The following is a 15,927-nucleotide window of genomic DNA, read 5'->3' as shown; positions in this document are numbered from 1 at the left end:
GCGGTTGGATGAGGCGGTGACCGCGATGACGGGGCCGGACCGGCGGACGGGGACCCGACCGCCGGTGACCCGGCGGGTGCTGGGCATCCTCGAGGCGTTCACGCCCGAGCGTCCGGCGCTCACCCTGACCGAGATCTGCCGCCGGACCGGGCTGCCCATGGCGACCGCGCACCGCCTGGTGAACGAGCTGGTCGCCTGGGGCGCGCTGGAACGCGGAGCGGATGGCGCCTACCGGGTCGGGCTGCGATTGTGGGAGGTCGCGTCGCTGGCCCCGCGCGGGCCGGGGCTGCGGGAGGCGGCGCTGCCGTTCATGGAGGACCTCTACGAGGCCACGCACCAGAACGTGCAGCTGGCCGTGCTGGACGGGCTGGAGGTCGTCTATCTGGAACGCCTGTCGGGTCGGGACGCGGTGCACGTGTTCACCCGGGTCGGCGGCCGGTTCCCCGCGCACGCCACCGGGGTCGGCCTGGCGCTGCTCGCGCACGCCGATCCCGAGCTGCAGGAACGTGCCATCGCCGGGCCGCTGCGGCGGTTCACGCCCAAGACGATCTGCTCGGGGCGTCAGCTGCGCCGGGTCCTGGCCGAGGTGCGCCGCACCGGGGTGGCGATCAGCGACGGGCAGGTGGAGCTGTTCGCGTTGTCGGTGGCCGCGCCGGTGCACGGGCCGGACGACTCGGTGGTGGCGGCGCTGTCCATCGTCGTGCCGTCCGACGCCTATGACCCGCGTGCTCTCGTGCCGGCGGTGCGCGCCGGGGCCCGGGGCATCTCCCGCGCCCTGGGCGCCCCCAGCGCGCGCCGGCCTCCGGCGTCGGCCGCCCGGGAGAGCGGCCCGCCCCCGCGGATCGCCGAGGGAGGCTGAGGGGCGGCGCGGCCGGTCCGCCCGCGGGCCGGGACGGGGCCGCGGGCGGACGGCTCCTCACCCGTCTCGGCGCTCGCCGCGCTCCTCCCGCAGCACCCGGTCGGCGACCGCGAACGCCGAGTTGGCCGCCGGGACGCCGCAATAGATCGCCGACTGCAGCAGCACCTCGCCGATCTCCTCCGGGGTGAGGCCGTTGCGCAGCGCCGCCCGCACGTGCATGGCCAGCTCCTCCAGATGTCCGCGGGCCACCAGCGCGGTGAGCGTGATGCAGCTGCGGGTCTTGCGGTCCAGCCCGGGACGGGTCCAGATCTCGCCCCACGCGTACCGGGTGATCAGATCCTGGAACGGCGCGGTGAACTCGCTGGTCCGCGCGACGGCCCGGTCCACGTGCGCGTCGCCGAGCACGGCCCGCCGCACCGCCATCCCGGCGGCGTGCCGGGATCCGTCGTCGGTTCCGGCCGACAGGTGGTCGACGAGCGCGGCGGTGACCGGCCCCGGCCTCTCCACCCCGGCCAGATGGGCCGCCCCGGCGACCTCCACCAGGCCCGCGCCGGGGATCGCGTCGGCCAGCGCCCGCGCCTGGGCGGGCGGGGTGGCCGGGTCGTCGCGCCCGGCGATCACCAGCGTGGGGGCGGTGATCCGCGGCAGCGCGTCCCGCAGGTCACAGTCCGCCAGCGCCTCGCAGCAGGCCGCATAGCCCGCCGGGTCGGCGCTCCGCAGATCCTCCAGCAGGTCGGCGGCGGCGGGGGAGTCGGCGAAGCCGGGGGTGAACCAGCGTCCCGCCGAGCTCTCGACCAGCGGTCCGGTGCCCTCGGCGCGCACCAGCGCGGCCCGCTCGTGCCAGCCCGCCGGCTCGCCGAACCGCGCCGCCGAGCACACGATCGCCAGCGAGGCGATCCGATCGGGATGGTGGGCCGCCAGCCAGGCCCCGACGGCCCCGCCTAGGGAGATTCCGGCGTAGGCGAACCGGTCGAGGCCGAGCGCGTCGGCCAGTTCCAGCACCAGCCGTCCCAGGTCCGCGATGGCGGGCCGGTCCGGCAGCAGCGCGGCGGGGGAGCCGCCGTGGCCGGGCAGGTCCCAGCGGATCACCCGGTGGGTGCGGGCCAGCGCGGGCACCTGCGGCGCCCACACCTGCAGCGAGGTGCCCAGCGAAGGCCCGAGCAGCAGGGGCGCGCCCGCCCCGTCGACGCGGTGGTGGAGCACGCCGGTGTCAGTCGAAGGCAAGAAAGACCGTCTCCTCGTGGTTCTCGTCGCCCTGCAGGCGGATGTCGAATCGGTACACGCGGTCCCGCTCGGGCGTGGCGATCAGGGTCTTGCGGTCGCGCGGCTCCAGGGAGTCCAGCAGCGGGTCCCCCTCCGGCTCGCCCAGGTACGCCCGGGTGAACAGATGGTGCAGCAGGCCGCGGGCGAACACGCACACCGAGATGTACGGCGGCCCGCCCGGCGGCAGCGTCCGCAGCGCATAGTGGCCGTCCGCGTCCGTCGGCACCCGGCCGAACCCGGTGAAGGCGACCCCGTCCCGGCCGATGACCGCTCCGGTCGTGGGGTCGCGGCGCAGCGAGCCGGGCGCCCCGGACCGCGAGCCGTCCGGGCCGGCCTGCCAGAACTCCAGCAGCGCGTCGGGGATCGGCTGCCCGGCTCCGTCGAGCACATGGCCGTGCAGCGTGATGGTGCGCGGGTCGCCGGGCGGGGCGATCTCGCCGCCCTTGGCGAACGGCAGCGCGTATCCGTAGAACGGCCCGACGGTCTGCGACGGGGTGGGCGGAAGCATCAGCGACCCTCCTCGAACACGGTGGCGGTGGGCCCGTCCAGCACGATGTCCCAGCGGTAGCCCAGCGCCCACTCGGGCTTGGACAGATCGTGGTCGTAGGCGGCGACCATCCGCTGCCGGGCGGCGTCGTCGGTCACCGATTGCATGATCGGGTCATAGGGGAACAGCGGGTCGCCCGGGAAGTACATCTGGGTGACCAGGCGCTGGGTGAAGGCGGTGCCGAACAGCGAGAAGTGGATGTGCGAGGGCCGCCAGGCGTTGTCGTGGTTGCGCCACGGGTAGGGGCCCGGCTTGATCGTGATGAACGTGTACCGGCCCTCGTCGTCGGTCAGGCAGCGGCCCACCCCGGTGAAGTTGGGGTCCAGCGGGGCGGGGTGCTGGTCGCGTTGGTGGATGTACCGACCGGCGGCGTTGGCCTGCCAGATCTCCACCAGCTGCCCGCGCACGGGGCGGCCGTTGCGGTCGATCACCCGGCCGGTGACGATGATCCGCTCGCCCAGCGGCTCGCCGGTGTGCTGGCGGGTCAGGTCGTTGTCCCACTCGGTCACGTCGGTGTGGCCGAACACCGGTCCGGTCAGCTCCACCGCCTCCGGGTCGCGCACCGGCACCGGCGGCCGTTTGGGGTGCCGCAGCACGCTGCTGCGGTACGGCGGGTAGTCGCGGTGGGGGTGGTCCATGCGCGGGGCGCCGTCCGCGACCGCCTTGGCGTAGGCGTCCCGGCGTTCGGCGATCTCCGCGCTGATCTCCTTTTGGGTGGGCGAAGTCAACGGGGGCTCCCTTCACGCGGCTCCGGGTGCGCTCGAGCGCGCCACCGGACCCGACGCTTCGACCAGAGATGTTCGCCTAGTGAACTAGTGTTCATTATCGTGGTCATGAGTGTCATCGCCCGCCTGCCCGCTGTCAATGCGGGCTTGCGCGGAATGGAAGATCTGGAGCGGACATGCCGGTGAGCGATTCCTCTGCCGTTCCCCCCGCCGAGGCGGTCGGCCCGCTGATGCGCGGGTTGGCGGTGCTGCGCGCGCTGACCGCGGCCGGCGGTCGGCGCAGCGCGGGCGACCTGGTGCGCGACACCGGCCTGGCCCGCTCCACCGTCGACCGGGTGCTGAGCACGCTGGAGCGGCTGGAGTACGTGCGGATCGCCGGCCGGGACGCCCTGCTCGCACCGCCGGTGATGGAGCTGGGCAACGCCTACCTGGCCGCGGTCCGGCTGCCCGCGCTGCTCGGCCCGGTGGCCGATCGGCTGGCCGATGTCCTGGAGGAGTCGGTGTCGATCGCGGTGGCCGACGGCGACGGCGCCCGGTTCGTCCATCAGGCGCCCAGGCGGCGGACGATGTCGGTGGCGTTCGGGGTCGGGGACCTGCTGCCCGCCGAGTGCGGGGCGATGGGCGCGCTGCTGGCCGCCGACTGGACCGAGGCCGACTGGGCGCGCTGGCGGGAGCGGCGGGCCGCCGACCCGGATCTGCGCGGCTTCCCGGCGGTGCCGCCGGGGGCGGCCCGCGCCGCCGACTCCTTCGCCGAGCGGGTCGCCTTCGCCCGCCGGAGCGGCTGGGCGCTGGACGACCAGCTGATCGAGCCGGGGCTGGTGGCGCTGGCGATGCCGGTCCGCGATCCGGCCGGGCGGATGTGCGCGGTCAGCGTGGTCAGCCACACCAGCCGACACACCGCCGAATCGCTGCGGGAGGCCATGCTGCCCCGGCTGCGCGAGACGGTCGCCGAGATGGAACGGATCCTGGCCGAGGAGCGGGTCCGGTCCGGCGAGACCGACCGGGGGCCGACCGGGACCGCCGAGCGGGCGCGGGAGTCCAAGCGGGCGCTGGGCGCGGAGTTCCTGCAGTCCCTGGCCCGCGGGCTCGGCGTGCTGGCCGCGTTCGACGAGCACCGGCCCGAGCCGACGCCGGCGGCCCTGGCGCAGGCGACCGGGCTGCCCCGGGCCACCGTGCGGCGCTCTCTGCTCACCCTGGCGCACCTGGGGTACGTGACCGCGGCGGACGGCCGGTTCCGGCCCGCTCCGCGGGTGCTGGACCTGGGGTTCACCCCGTTGAACGGCCTCACCCTGCCCCGGATCGCCCGGCCGCATCTGGCCCGGCTGGTCGAGCGGGTGCACGACTCGGCGTCGATGGCGGTGCTGGACGGCGACGACATCCGGTACGTCGCCCGGGTGCCGACCGTGCGGATCATGAGCGTGGAGATCACGGTGGGCACCCGCTTCCCCGCGTACGCGACCTCGATGGGGCGGGTGCTGCTGGCCGGGCTGCCGGAGGAGGAGCGCGCCGGGCGGCTGGTGCGGACGGACCTGCGTCCGCTGACCCGGCGCACCGTCACCTCGCCCGAGCGGCTCGCCGCCCTGCTGGACCGGGCCGCCCGCGACGGCTACGCGCTGGTGGAGGAGGAGCTGGAGGAGGGCCTGCGCTCCATCGCGGTGCCGGTGCGGGACCGGGACGGGCGGGCGGTCGCCGCCATCAACGTCTCCTCCCACGCCGGGCGGCGTTCCGCCGAGGAGACGCGGGAGACGGTGCTGCCGCCGCTACGGGAGGCGGCGGCCGCCATCGAGCGCGACCTCCACATCGCGGGCCGGTTCGTCCGCGTCCCCGTCGGGTGAGATCTGCACCGGCGGGACCGTGATGTACTCGATCGCCTCGTTGGCCAGCCGCCGCGCCGGCTCCTCATAGCGCTCCCGCAGCTCGTGCACCCGCTGCTGGGCGCGCACCCCCGGCCAGCCGGCGGGCAGGTGCTCCACCGGCAGCCCGGGGTCCATCCGGACCAGCTGCAGCCACTCGGTGGTCATCCACAGGTAGCGGGCCAGGTCGTCGGGCGCGTCGGGGATGGGGTCGGGCCGGTCCCAGCGCTCCAGGAACGCCCGGTACCCGGAGGCCAGCGCGTCCAGGTCGAAGGCGTCGCGGATCATGGCGGTCACGTCGGTGGGCTCCTCGGCCCGTCCGGTGAACACCTTGACGTGGTCGCGCAGCCCCAGCCCGTCGATCAGCGGGCCGACCTCCACCCGGCGGGGGGCGATCCACAGGCCGTTCCCGATCGATCCGAACCCGGCCCAGATCAGCGCCGACCGCAGGTCGTGCCGGCGGCTCTGCCAGGACTCTGGCATGGAGAACGCCAGCACCGTCCAGCGGCCGTCCCAGTCGGCGTTGATCACGCTGCGCCGCCACACCCGCCGCTCACCGTCGGTGAGGATGCGCACCGACCGGGGGGTCAGCCCGAAGTGCATCCGGCGGCCCCGCCGGTGCCGGGACAGCAGGTCGCGGGTCACCATCCGGCTGAGCGTGGAGCGGATGGCGTGCTCGCCCACCCCGAGCCGGGCGAAGATCTCGATGAAGCTGCTCGAGGAGACCGCGATGTTCCTGCGCAGCACATAGTTGCCCAGGAACGTGAGCATCAGCGACTGTGGACGTAGCCGCGGCGACGGGCCGTCGGCTCCGGCGGCGCCCTCGGGTGCGGGCGGCCGGTCATCGGTGGTGAAAGCGTCCATCACCCGTTCGGCTCCCATCTGTCGGTTCGGCGGAGCGGCGGCCCCTCGAGGATCCGGTGGTCTCAGTCAATGTTCGGCAGACTATTGACCGCCGTGACATATCTGCCTAAGTTCAGCTTACCCCCCTGATCGGGCCCCGGGCGGTGCCCCCGCTCCGGGATCCGGTCCGGCCCGGCAGGAGCACGCACACCCCCAGGAGGACTCCTGTGCGCAGACTCATCCCGTTCCTCACCGCCGCCGCGTTGGTGCTCGCCGGCTGCGGCGGATCCGGCGGATCCTCCGGCGACACCATCAAGATCGGCTTCATCGAGTCGCTGACCGGCAACTACGCCCCGCTCGGCAGCGAGGCCAAGAAGACCGTCGACCTGGCCGTCGAGCAGATCAACGCGCGCGGCGGCATCAAGGGCCGCAAGATCGAGCTGATCACCCTCGACGACAAGACCGCTCCCGATCAGGGGGTGCTGCACTTCAACAAGCTCAAGGCCGAGAAGGTCACCGCGATCATCGGCTCCACGTTCTCCAACGTGGGCCTGGCGGTGGAGCCGCTGGCCGAGCGCGAGCGCATCCCCTACATCTCCCTGGCGCCCGCCGACGAGCAGGTGAACCCGATCCGCAAGTACACCTTCGTCGTCCCGGCGCTGTCGTCCACCTACGCCGAGGCGATGCTGCAGTACTGGCAGGCCCACAAGATCACCAAGGTCGCCGTCGCCTATGACACCAAGAGCGCCTACTCGGTGGCCGGCCTCAACGGCATGAAGAAGCGCGCCGCCGAGTACGGCGTGCAGATCGTCCGCGAGGAGCCGTACGAGACCACCGCCTCGGACTTCAGCCCCATCTTCGCCCATGTCCGGGGCAGCGACGCACAGGCCTTCATGGTCTGGGCCAGCGGCGCCCCCGGCGTCACCATCGCCAAGCAGTACCCCACCTCCGGGCTCAAGCTGCCGCTCTTCATGACCGGCTCGCAGGCCAGCAAGCTGTGGCTGGACCCGGTCGGCCAGGCCGCCGAGGGCGTCTACGTGCAGAGCGCCATCGGCGTGGTCGGCGAGCACCTGCCGGACGGGGCGCTCAAGAACGCCATCAAGGAGATGGCCGAGCCGTTCCGGCAGAAGTACGGCTATGAGCCGCCCCAGTTCGCCCAGGACGGCTACGCCGGCGTCAAGCTGCTGGCCGCCGCGATCGAGAAGGCCGGCACCGACCGGGAGAAGATCCGCGACGCCCTGGAGGGCCTGACCCTGGTCACCCCGAACGGCAAGTACTCCTACAGCCCCACCGACCACTCCGGGCTGCGTTCCACCGACATCTCCATGAACCGGGTGGAGAAGGGCAAGCTCGTGCCCACCGAGTGGTCCAAGGAGCGGCTCGCCGAGACCGCCCGGGCGGCGGAGTGAGCCCGATGCTGCAGATCGACTCGGTCAGCCGGGCGTTCGGCGGCGTGTACGCCGTCCGCGACGTCAGCCTGACCGTGGCCGAGGGCGAGACCCGCGCCGTGATCGGCCCCAACGGCGCGGGCAAGTCCACCCTGTTCAACCTGATCAGCGGCCATCTGCTGCCCGACTCGGGCACGGTGTCCTACGGCCCGGAGGGGGAGCGCAGGCGCATCGACCGGCTCACCCCGCACGCCCGGGCCCGCCTGGGCATCGCGATCGTCTTCCAGGGCGCCCGGCTGTTCGGCGGGATGACCGTCCTGGAGAACGTGATGGTCGGCGCGCACGCCCGCACCCGGCACGGCTTCCTGTCCGCCGCGCTGCGGCTGCCCCGCCATCGCGAGGAGGAGGCCCGCATCGAGGCCGACGCGCTGGCCGCCCTCGACCGGGTGGGGCTGCGGGATTGGGCGCACCGGACCGCCGACGCCCTCCCGCTCGGCCAGCAGCGGTCCCTGCAGGTGGCCCGCGCGCTGTGCGCCAGGCCCCGGCTGCTGCTGCTGGACGAGCCCGCCTCCGGGCTGCGCGCCGCCGAACGCGAAGCGCTCGCCCAGCTCATCGAGAGCCTTCGCGAGGAAGGGCTGACCACCATGCTCATCGAGCACGACGTGGCGTTCGTGTCCCGGCTCGCCGACCGCGTCAGCGTGCTGGACCTCGGCCGGCACATCGCCGAGGGCACCGTGGAGGAGATCCGGCGCGACGAGGCCGTGCTGAGCGCCTACCTCGGGGAGGGCGTCTCGTGAGCGGCCCCGTCATCGAGGTGAGCGACCTCGTCGTCCGGTACGGCACCGCCACCGCCCTGGACCGTGTCGACCTCACCGTCGGCGCGGGAGAGCTGGTCGCCCTCATCGGCCCCAACGGCGCGGGCAAGTCCTCCCTGGTCAACGCCGTGATGGGGATCGTCCGCCCGGCCGGGGGACGGGTCCGCCTGAACGGCCGGGCGGCGCTGGTGCCCGAAGGGCGGCAGATGTTCGCGGACCTGACCGTCGACGACAACCTCAAGCTCGGCGCGTGGCGCCGGCGCCGCGTCCCCGGCGCCCGCGACACCGCCCGGGTGTACGAGGTGCTGCCGGAGCTGGCCCGCGTCCGCGGCCAGCGGGCCGGCACCCTCTCCGGCGGCCAGCAGCAGATGGTGGCCTTCGGCCGCGCCCTCATGGCCGACCCCGACGTGATCGTCGTGGACGAGCTGTCGCTGGGCCTGGCCCCCAAGGTCACCGCCGGGCTGGCCGAGCACCTGCGCGACCTCAACCGCGAACGCGGGCTGGCGGTGCTGCTCATCGAGCAGAACGCCCGGCTCGCCCTGGAGTTGTGCGGCCGCGGCTACGTCCTGGAGGCGGGACGGATCCGCGCGCAGGGGACCGCGGCCGACCTCCTCGCCAGCGAGGAGGTCGCCGCCGCCTACCTCGGCGGTCCCGCGGGCGACGTCGCGGCGGCGAAGGAGGCCGCGATGGAGACGGCCAAGGAGACGGCCAAGGAGACGGCCAAGGAGACGGCGAAGGAGACATCGCCATGAGCGACTTCCTGCAATACCTGATCTCCGGGCTGGCCGTCGGCTGCGGCTTCGCGTTGCTGGCCAGCGGGCTGGTCACCATTCACCGGGTGACCCACGTGGTCAACTTCGCGCAGGGCATGTTCGCCGTCGTCGCCGGGCTGACCGCCGGCTCGTTCCTGTCCGTCGGGCTGCCGCACGGGCTGGCCGAGGTCGCCGCCGTGGCGGTGGCCGGGGCGGTCGGGCTGCTGGTGGGGCTGATCGCCATCGGCAAGCCCGGCACCAGCGCCCAGTCCGCCCTGATCGCCACGCTCGGCCTGGGATTCGCGGCCTACGCGGTGGAGATCATGATCTGGGGCGACAACCCTCGATCCCACCCGGGGCTGCGCGGCACCGTGGAGATCGCCGGGGCGTACGTGCAGAAGCAGTCGTTCCTGGTGATCGGCGTGACCGCGGCGGTGTTCGCCGCGCTGCTGGCCTTCTTCACCCGCACCTACCTGGGCAAGGCGCTGTCGGCCTGCGCCGCCAACCCGTACGCCGCCCGCGCCGTCGGCATCAACGTGACCCGGATGGGGCTGGTCGCCTTCGTCCTCGGCGGGATGCTGGGCGGCGCGGCCGGCGTGCTGCTCACCCCGCTGATGCCCATCTCCTACAACAGCGACGTCCTGCTGATCACCAACGGGTTCGCCGCCGCGGTGCTGGGCGCCCTCAACCGGCCCGGCCTGGCGCTGATCGGCGCGCTCACCCTCGGCGTCGCCGAGACCATGGTGGCCGGGTACTACGAGGCCAGCTACCAGACCGTGGTGGCGCTGGCGCTGATGCTGGTGATCATGATCTGGCAGTCCTCGCGCCGCACCGCACTGCAGGAGGAGGCCGCCCGATGAAACCGTCCCCCCGATGGGCGGCGGCCGCCGCGGTGTGCGCCGCGGCGCTGCTGGCCCCGCTGCTGCTGTCGGAGACCCAGCTGCCGGTCTACATCGTGCTGGTGCTGGCCGCCTGCGTGGTGACCGGCCTGTCGATGCTGATGGGCTACGCCGGACAGGTCTCGCTGGGCCAGGCCGCGTTCTTCATGATCGGCGGTTACACCGCCGCGCTGATCGCCCTGGAGGAGCTGCCGACCTGGCTGGGGCTGGCGGCCTCGCCGCTGGTCGCCGCCGTGCTCGCCGCGGTGATCGGCGTGCCGCTGCTGCGGCTGCGCGGCCACCAGCTCGCCTTCGCCACCTTGGCGGTCCAGCTGATCCTGCTCAACCTGGTCGGCCAGCAGGAGTGGACCGGCGGCGACATCGGCCTGCAGGGCGTGCCGCGGCTGGCGATCGGCGGATACGAGTTCGCCGACGACGTGGCGTACGCCTATCTGGCGCTGGCGGTGCTGGGGCTGACCGTGCTGATCACCCGCAACATCGTCAAGTCCCGGCCCGGACGGGGACTGCGCGCCCTGGCCACCAGCGAGGTCGCCGCCGAGTCCTCGGGCGTGCCGGTCGCCGGCTACAAGCTGGCGGTGTTCAGCCTCTCGGCCGGGTTCGCCGGGTTGGCGGGCGGCGTCTACGCCTTCTACTTCGGCTATGTCGCACCCAGCTCCTTCCCGGTGCTGCTGTCGTTCGAGTACGTGGTGATGGTCGTGGTCGGCGGGGCCGGCACCATCTACGGCGCGCTGGTCGGCGCCACGGCGGTCACGCTGCTGCTCCAGCTGCTCAACAACATCGGGACCATGGAGGGCATGCCGGCCGCCGCCCCGACCGTGCTGTCGTACGCGGTGTACGGGGTGCTGCTGGTGCTCGTGGTGCTGTTCATGCCGCGCGGCCTGGTCCCCACCGCCGCGGCCTGGTGGGAACGACGCAGATCCGCCCGCCCCCGCGGCGACGACCCCGCGTCCGACGGCGCCGAACGGCCCGCCCCGGCCCCCGCCTCGGTCTGACCGGCTCCTTCCACCCCCTCACCGAGCCGTACGAAGAACCGCACAGAAAGCGAATCGGCCATGTCCTTACCCTCGTGCGCCCTTTTTCCGGACCCGCCCGCGGCGCCGCCCGCCGCGCCAGGACCATGCCCGAGGCCCCGGCCGCCGCGCGTCCGCCTCCGCATCGCGCACCCTCGGGCGCCGCATCACCGCCGGCCGCCGGGGCACCAGCACCTCTCCCGCCGCGGCCGACGTCCGGTCCGCCCGGACCGGCCCGGACGGGAGACGCTTCACCGCCCGATAGCCGGGTCCCCTCCCGCGGGCCCCCTCCGCGGCCGACCCGGCCCCGCGCAACCGACCGCATGCGAAAGGAAGCGACATCCATGACCGCCACCTCTATCGATCTCACCGGCAAGGTCGCCGTGGTCACCGGCGCCGGGCGCGGGCTCGGCCTGGCCTACGCCGTCGCCCTCGCCCGCCACGGAGCCTCCGTCGTCGTCAACGACGTGGACGCCGACGCCGCCGACGCGGCCGTCAAGGCCATCACCGAGGCGGGCGGCGCCGCCGTCGCCGAGGCCGCGCCAGTCGGGTCCGCCGAGGTCGCCGACCGCCTGGTGGAGCGGGCCGTCGCCGAGTACGGCCGGCTGGACGCCATGGTCACCAATGCCGGCATCCTCCGCGACCGCGTGCTGTGGAAGATGAGCGACGAGGACTTCGACGCGGTCATCGACGTTCACCTGCGCGGCACCTTCACCTGCGCCCGCGCGGCCGCCCGCCGGATGCGCGAGCAGGGCGAGGGCGGCTCGCTGATCATGGTCGGCTCGCCCGCCGGACAGCGCGGCAACTTCGGCCAGACCAATTACGCCGCGGCCAAGGCCGGCATCGCCGCCATGGTCCGCACCTGGTCGATGGAGCTGGCCAAGGCGAAGATCACCGTCAACGCGATCATCCCGGTCGCCGCCACCGCGATGACCGAGACGATCCCCGCCTTCGCCCCGTTCGTGGAGGCCGCCCGCCGCGGCGAGCCGTTCCCCGACGCCCTGCGCAAGGGGGAGGGGTTCGGCACGCCCGAGGACTGCGCGGCGCTGGTGCCGTTCCTGGCGTCGGACGCAGCCCGCGACGTCACCGGCCAGTGCATCGGGATCGGCGGCGACAAGCTCTCCCTGTGGTCGCACCCGGAGGAGGTGGCGGTCGCCTACGCCGACGGCGGCTGGACTCCCGAGTCCATCGCGGCCGTGTGGTCCGCCTCGGTCGGCCGGAACCCGCAGTCCGTCGGCATCCCCGCACCCGTCCTCCCGGAGGCCTGACCGCGATGAGCACCGCCCTGAACGTGGCCGAACTGACCGCGATCGACGTCCACACCCACGCCGAGATCAGCAAGGACGGGCACGGCTCGCTGAGCCCGGAGCTGTTCGGCGCCTCGGAGAAGTACTTCAAGGCGCACGGGCACCGGCAGCCCACCATCGCGGAGACGGCCGCCTACTACCGCGAACGGAAGATGGCCGCGGTGGTGTTCACCGTGGACGCCGAGCACGCCACCGGATGGCCGCGGATCTCCAACGAGGAGGTCGCCGAGAGCTGCGCCGAGCACGCGGACGTGCTGATCCCCTTCGCCAGCATCGACCCCTGGAAGGGCGAGGCGGGCGTGCGGGAGGCCCGGCGGCTGGTCGAGCGGTACGGGGTGAAGGGCTTCAAGTTCCACCCCAGCATCCAGGGGTTCGCCCCCAACGACCGGATGGCCTATCCGCTGTACGAGGCGATCGAGGAGCTCGGGGCGATCGCGCTGTTCCACACCGGGCAGACCGGGATCGGCGCGGGCGTGCCGGGCGGCGGCGGGATCCGGCTGAAGTACTCCGACCCGATGCTGGTCGACGACGTGGCGGTGGACTTCCCCGGGCTGCGGATCGTCCTGGCGCACCCGTCGTTCCCCTGGCAGGACGAGGCGCTGGCCGTCGCCACCCACAAGCCGCAGGTCTACATCGACCTGTCGGGCTGGTCGCCCAAGTACTTCCCGCCGCAGCTGGTCCGGTACGCCAACAGCCTGCTGCAGGACAAGGTCCTGTTCGGCTCGGACTACCCGGTCATCACCCCGGACCGCTGGCTGGCCGACTTCGAGCGGCTGGAGATCAAGCCCGAGGTCCGCCCCAAGATCCTCAAAGGCAATGCCGCCCGGCTGCTCGGCCTGGTCGAGGACTGACGCCCCGGAACCGGACACCCGACGACCGACATCGCGAAGGAGCGTTCCGTGCGCAATCAAGGACTGGGATCATGGCCCGCGCGCCGGGCGCGCAAGACCCCGCACCGCACCGCCCTCGTCTATGAGGACCGCCGGCTGACCTACGCCGAGCTGCACGAGCGCGTCACCCGGCTCGCGCATGCGCTGCGCGGACTGGGGATCCGTCGCGGCGACCGGGTCGCCTACCTGGGCCCCAACCATCCGTCCTTCCTGGAGACCCTGTTCGCCGCCGGGGCGCTGGGGGCGGTGTTCGTCCCGCTGAACATCCGGCTGGCGGGACCGGAGATCGCCTTCCAGCTCGCCGACTCGGGGACCTCCGTGCTGGTGTACGCCCCCTCCCACGCCGAGTTGGTCGACGGGCTGGAGGGGACGCCGTCGGTGCGGGAGCGGATCGCGCTGGCCGGGGAGCGGCCCGGCGCGCACGGGTACGAGGACCTGCTGGCGGGGGCGCCCGCCGACCCGATCGACGAGCCGGTCTCCCTGGAGGAGACCTGCATGATCATGTACACCTCCGGCACCACCGGCCGGCCCAAGGGCGCGGTGCTCAGCCACGGCAACATCACCTGGAACGCGATCAACGTGCTGGTCGACCACGACCTGATCGCCGACGAGGTGGCGCTGGTGTCCGCCCCGCTGTTCCACACCGCCGGGTTGAACATGCTCACCCTGCCGGTGCTGCTCAAGGGCGGCTGCTGCGTGCTGGTGCCGTCGTTCGACCCGGACGCCACCCTGGAGCTGATCGAGCGGCACCGGATCACCTTCATGTTCGGGGTGCCGACGATGTTCTGGCAGGTGGCCCGCTCGCCCCGGTGGGCGGAGGCCGACCTGTCCTCGGTGCGGCTGATGACCTGCGGCGGGTCGCCCGTCCCCCCGGCGCTGATCGAGATCTACGCCGAGCGGGGGCTGACGTTCCTGCAGGGCTACGGGATGACCGAGGCCTCGCCCGGGGTGCTGTTCCTGGACGCCGAGCACGCGGTCTCCAAGACCGGGTCGGCGGGGGTGCCGCACTTCTTCAGCGACGTGCGGGTGGTCGGCCCCGACATGACCGACGTGGCGCCGGGGGAGACCGGCGAGGTCATCGTCAACGGCCCGCACGTGATGTCCGGCTACTGGGGCCTGCCGGAGGAGACCGCGCGCGCGTTCACCGACGGCTGGTTCCACACCGGCGACGCCGCCCGGATCGACGAGGACGGCTACGCCTACATCGTCGACCGGATCAAGGACATGATCATCTCGGGCGGGGAGAACATCTACCCGGCCGAGGTGGAGAAGGCGATCCTGGCCGATCCCGACGTGCTGGACTGCGCCGTGATCGGCGTGCCCGATCCGACCTGGGGCGAGGTCGGCCGGGCTGTGGTGGTGCCCCGGCCGGGCTCGGACCTGACCGAGCAGCGGGTGCTGGAGGCCCTGGCCGGACGGCTGGCCAAGTACAAGATCCCCAAATCGGTGGTGTTCACGGACGAGCTGCCGCGCAACGCCGCCGGAAAGATCCTCAAGTCCGTGGTGCGCGACCGCTACGGCTCCACGGCGGAACCCCCTGCGAAGGAGACCCCATGACCACTCGCGTGCACATCGACGACCTCGCCGACCTGGCCGGCAAGGACCTGGGGGCCAGCTCCTGGCTGGAGATCCCCCAGAGCCGCATCGACACCTTCGCCGACGCCACCGACGATCACCAGTGGATCCATGTGGATCCCGAGCGGGCCGAGAAGGGACCGTTCGGCGGCACCATCGCCCACGGCTTTTTGACGCTGTCGCTGTTCATCCCGATGTTCACCGAGCTGCTGGAGGTCGACGGCGTCACCACCAAGGTCAACTACGGGCTGAACAAGGTCCGCTTCCCGGCCCCGGTGCCCGCCGGCTCCCGCATCCGGCTCCTCGCCAAGGTCGCCGACGTGGCGGAGGTGGGAGGCGGCGGCGTGCAGATCACCGTCGACGGCACCATCGAGGTCGAGGGCGGCGGCAAGCCCGCCTGCGTGCTGCAGAGCGTCTCCCGTTTCTACCGCTGACCGGGCGGAGCCTGCGGGGAGGCCTGCTGACCGGCCTGCTGACCGACCTGCTGACCGGCCTGCGAGGAGGCGGGCGGGGACGGCTGCGGGAGCGTCTGGTGCGGTGTCCCGGCCGGCCGCTGCGGCCCGGACTGGAACTGCCGCTGCCACCGCTCGAGCGCGGCCAGCGCGAGCTCCTGGGTGCGGCTGAGCCCGGGCTCGTCGCCGTCCGGCCCCGCCCGCCGCGCCGCCACCCGCGCCTTGACGCCCAGCGCGTACGACAGGCACAGCAGGAACGCGAAGCCCACCAGGTAGACGCCGTGTTCGACGAGGCCGGTCATCGTGCCCCCGACCCCGTCCAGCACGCAGAACACCGCGAACCCGGCCGTCCATCCGCACGACGCGGCCAGGAACCACACGTCCCGCCGACGCAGCAGGCCCATCACGGTCACCAGCACCAGCAGCACCTGGACGGCCTTGACCGCGATCAGCGCGGGCGCGGCGGCGTCCTCGCCGAGATAGTCCGACATCTCCCGCAGATGGGCGTCCCAGCCCAGGAAGGAGGAGATCAGCGAGGTGAGACCGTAGGCCGCCAGGAAGATCCCGATGGGGAGGTGGAAGCGGTGGAACCCGGCCGTCCGCCGCGTCGCGGGCGGCCCCGGGAGCGGCATGGCCGAAGGCGCGACCGCCTCAGGACCGCCGGGCGGTGCGGGCCGATCGGACGGAGGCCGGGGGGCGGGCGGCACCGCCTGCGGCGCGGTGGCCTTGGCGGGCTGCGGCGGGGACGG

General features: G+C 73.3%; 15 protein-coding genes and 1 pseudogene. 11 read left to right on the top strand and 5 right to left on the bottom strand.

Going from position 1 to position 15,927, the window contains the following annotated elements; genetic code table 11:
• Positions 1-25 precede the first annotated feature (25 nt).
• Positions 26-859, top strand: coding sequence for an IclR family transcriptional regulator (locus EIO00_RS15135; protein WP_140179608.1), 834 nt, complete (start codon positions 26-28; stop codon positions 857-859).
• A gap of 57 nt (positions 860-916) precedes the next feature.
• On the opposite strand, the gene pcaDC is transcribed toward EIO00_RS15135, so the two are convergent.
• From pcaDC to pcaH, 3 genes are read right to left on the bottom strand one after another with little or no spacing between them, the layout of a single operon-like run.
• A complete protein-coding gene (gene pcaDC / locus EIO00_RS15130) occupies positions 917-2,083 on the bottom strand; it encodes a bifunctional 3-oxoadipate enol-lactonase/4-carboxymuconolactone decarboxylase PcaDC (protein WP_140179451.1) in 1,167 nt (388 codons plus the stop codon).
• Positions 2,070-2,630 (bottom strand): protocatechuate 3,4-dioxygenase subunit alpha, encoded by a 561-nt coding sequence (pcaG, locus tag EIO00_RS15125; protein ID WP_140179449.1) that lies wholly within the window; start codon positions 2,628-2,630, stop codon positions 2,070-2,072. Before pcaG ends, pcaDC begins: the two co-directional genes overlap by 14 nt.
• Positions 2,630-3,307: a protocatechuate 3,4-dioxygenase subunit beta gene (gene pcaH / locus EIO00_RS15120; RefSeq protein ID WP_206664151.1), complete on the bottom strand. Its 678-nt coding sequence runs from the start codon at positions 3,305-3,307 to the stop codon at positions 2,630-2,632. The genes pcaG and pcaH overlap by 1 nt, the downstream gene beginning before the upstream one ends.
• 263 nt (positions 3,308-3,570) lie before the next feature.
• Here pcaH and EIO00_RS25815 point away from each other — a divergent pair, with 263 nt between their 5' ends.
• Positions 3,571-5,229: an IclR family transcriptional regulator domain-containing protein gene (locus EIO00_RS25815; protein WP_140179445.1), complete on the top strand. Its 1,659-nt coding sequence runs from the start codon at positions 3,571-3,573 to the stop codon at positions 5,227-5,229.
• Here EIO00_RS25815 and EIO00_RS15110 read toward each other — a convergent pair.
• Positions 5,155-6,111 (bottom strand): PaaX family transcriptional regulator, encoded by a 957-nt coding sequence (locus tag EIO00_RS15110; RefSeq protein ID WP_140179443.1) that lies wholly within the window; start codon positions 6,109-6,111, stop codon positions 5,155-5,157. The genes EIO00_RS25815 and EIO00_RS15110 overlap by 75 nt on opposite strands.
• 206 nt (positions 6,112-6,317) lie before the next feature.
• On the opposite strand from EIO00_RS15110, the gene EIO00_RS15105 reads away from it, so the two are divergent.
• From EIO00_RS15105 to EIO00_RS15065, 9 genes are all read left to right on the top strand, one after another.
• On the top strand, positions 6,318-7,499 hold the full coding sequence (locus tag EIO00_RS15105; protein ID WP_140179441.1) for an ABC transporter substrate-binding protein: 1,182 nt from the start codon (positions 6,318-6,320) through the stop codon (positions 7,497-7,499).
• Between the two features lie 5 nt (positions 7,500-7,504).
• On the top strand, positions 7,505-8,275 hold the full coding sequence (locus EIO00_RS15100) for an ABC transporter ATP-binding protein (protein ID WP_140179439.1): 771 nt from the start codon (positions 7,505-7,507) through the stop codon (positions 8,273-8,275).
• Entirely contained in the window at positions 8,272-9,045 is a 774-nt protein-coding gene (locus tag EIO00_RS15095; protein ID WP_140179437.1) for an ABC transporter ATP-binding protein, read from the top strand. Before EIO00_RS15100 ends, EIO00_RS15095 begins: the two co-directional genes overlap by 4 nt.
• Positions 9,042-9,905, top strand: coding sequence for a branched-chain amino acid ABC transporter permease (locus EIO00_RS15090; RefSeq protein WP_140179434.1), 864 nt, complete (start codon positions 9,042-9,044; stop codon positions 9,903-9,905). Before EIO00_RS15095 ends, EIO00_RS15090 begins: the two co-directional genes overlap by 4 nt.
• Positions 9,902-10,936, top strand: a complete 1,035-nt coding sequence (locus EIO00_RS15085; RefSeq protein ID WP_140179433.1) for a branched-chain amino acid ABC transporter permease — start codon at positions 9,902-9,904, stop codon at positions 10,934-10,936. Before EIO00_RS15090 ends, EIO00_RS15085 begins: the two co-directional genes overlap by 4 nt.
• A gap of 362 nt (positions 10,937-11,298) precedes the next feature.
• Positions 11,299-12,222 (top strand): SDR family NAD(P)-dependent oxidoreductase, encoded by a 924-nt coding sequence (locus EIO00_RS15080; protein WP_277752883.1) that lies wholly within the window; start codon positions 11,299-11,301, stop codon positions 12,220-12,222.
• A gap of 5 nt (positions 12,223-12,227) precedes the next feature.
• A complete protein-coding gene (locus EIO00_RS15075; protein ID WP_175596234.1) occupies positions 12,228-13,112 on the top strand; it encodes an amidohydrolase family protein in 885 nt (294 codons plus the stop codon).
• A 48-nt stretch (positions 13,113-13,160) separates the two neighbouring features.
• Positions 13,161-14,708, top strand: coding sequence for an acyl-CoA synthetase (locus EIO00_RS15070; RefSeq protein WP_140179429.1), 1,548 nt, complete (start codon positions 13,161-13,163; stop codon positions 14,706-14,708).
• On the top strand, positions 14,705-15,160 hold the full coding sequence (locus EIO00_RS15065) for a MaoC family dehydratase (RefSeq protein WP_140179427.1): 456 nt from the start codon (positions 14,705-14,707) through the stop codon (positions 15,158-15,160). Before EIO00_RS15070 ends, EIO00_RS15065 begins: the two co-directional genes overlap by 4 nt.
• On the opposite strand, the pseudogene EIO00_RS15060 reads toward EIO00_RS15065, so the two are convergent.
• A pseudogene (locus EIO00_RS15060) lies at positions 15,151-15,927 on the bottom strand (hypothetical protein); the annotation flags it as partial. The gene EIO00_RS15065 and the pseudogene EIO00_RS15060 overlap by 10 nt on opposite strands.

The organism is Thermomonospora catenispora, assembly GCF_006363815.1.
GTDB classification, from domain to species: Bacteria; Actinomycetota; Actinomycetes; order Streptosporangiales; family Streptosporangiaceae; genus Thermomonospora; species Thermomonospora catenispora.
This window is presented reverse-complemented; position numbering and strand designations above follow the sequence as displayed.